Consider the following 1,346-nt stretch of genomic DNA (forward strand, 5'->3'; position numbering starts at 1 on the left):
CCTCGTCGTCGACCGGCAGCGACTCCACGAGGGCAAGCGCCAGCTGCGAATTATCTGGCGTCTCCGACTGGGCAAAGCCCGTCGGTTGCGGCGCGGTCTGCACGACCACTGAGCCGGTATCCAGCCGGGCGAAGCGTTCCGCCGCCGGAGCCGGCATGTCATCCGACAGGCTGGCCATGACCTGGACGGATGGCACCAGCGACGCCTCGGCAATTTGCGGCGCGACACTAGAAATGACCGGAAGTGCGGGTGTGTTGGCTGCCGGGGCAGGCTTGCCGGCACTCGCGAAGACAGCGGCGAGCTTCATCGGCGACAACGACGCTTCCATGCGTTCGAAGCGTTCCTGCGATTTCGATTTTGCAACGGTGGGTACGGGTTTTGCCTTCGCCACAAGGCGCTCGGATTTCTCCGCCAGGGGACTCACCTCAGCTGGTTTGAAGCAGCTGGCGCCGCATTGCACGGCCTGGTCATGCAGCGCCTGAGCGCCGCCATGGGCATTGGCCAGCACGAAGGGTGCTTTCAAGAAATGCTGTTTCAGCGGATCGACAAGGGCGAGCGATCCCGACATCGACAGCGTCTGCGGCAGGCTACCCGAGGTCGCCGACAGCGAGGCGCCGACGGAGCTGAGGCCGGCCATGGTGCCGATCAGCCACAGGCCGATGGCGGTGCTGGCGCAAGGCAATGCGATCCAGCGGACGACCCGGCCAGTATTGAAGGAAGGGGAACGCGGGGCATCGACGAACTCGCCGCCTTCACGCTGGTCCCGGATTATTTTTTGTTTACTCGACAACGCCATGCAACCAATCTCGCTCCAATCGGTTTCCCCCGTACGTGGCCTTGTGAGCCGCGACGACCATTCTGCGAGTGATCCCAGGTGGTCCCCGACGCGTTTGCCGCGCCTGTCGTTGGTTGCCGATTGCTTCAAAATATGGACAAAGTTGGTTAATCAATCCCTCTCAAAACCAACGACGAGATGTGGATTTGGGCCAAATCAGGCTTCGTCCACAGCCAGGAAAGTGGTGTTGTCGCCCTTCCGACGCAGTTTTGCTGCCTGTTTTTGACGGCCGAGTCAAGCAAAACAGCCCTTGCTAATTTTTTCGCAGTGCCCTGAAGTTGTACCTGCAGCGCAGCGACTGCCGACAGGAATTGCCTAAAAAGGCGCCTGGCGCCCGCAAAACTGTTGCTCGCCTGCCACAAATTTGCTGCCCGGACGGGCGCTTCCTGAGGGCCATTGACTCGTTTTGGGAGGCGGTGCAATCGAATTGAAGTGCTTGGTTTTGGGTGGCAAAGGCCACTTTTGGAGACTTTTCCATGAGGCGTCGGGACTTCTTGGCGCTGTCGGCGGG

Annotated in this window: 1 protein-coding gene and 1 pseudogene; both read right to left on the reverse strand. The window is 60.8% G+C overall.

All coding sequences use genetic code 11. The features are described 5' to 3' along the window. Positions 1 to 796: pseudogene (locus EN935_RS36125) on the reverse strand (hypothetical protein); the annotation flags it as partial. Positions 797 to 1,088: 292 nt separating this feature from the next. Then, on the reverse strand, positions 1,089 to 1,346 hold a 258-nt coding region (locus EN935_RS41615), incomplete at its 5' end, for a hypothetical protein (RefSeq protein WP_206534666.1).

It is taken from the genome of Mesorhizobium sp. M7D.F.Ca.US.004.03.1.1 (assembly GCF_003998635.1).
In the GTDB taxonomy this organism is placed as follows: domain Bacteria; phylum Pseudomonadota; class Alphaproteobacteria; order Rhizobiales; family Rhizobiaceae; genus Mesorhizobium; species Mesorhizobium loti.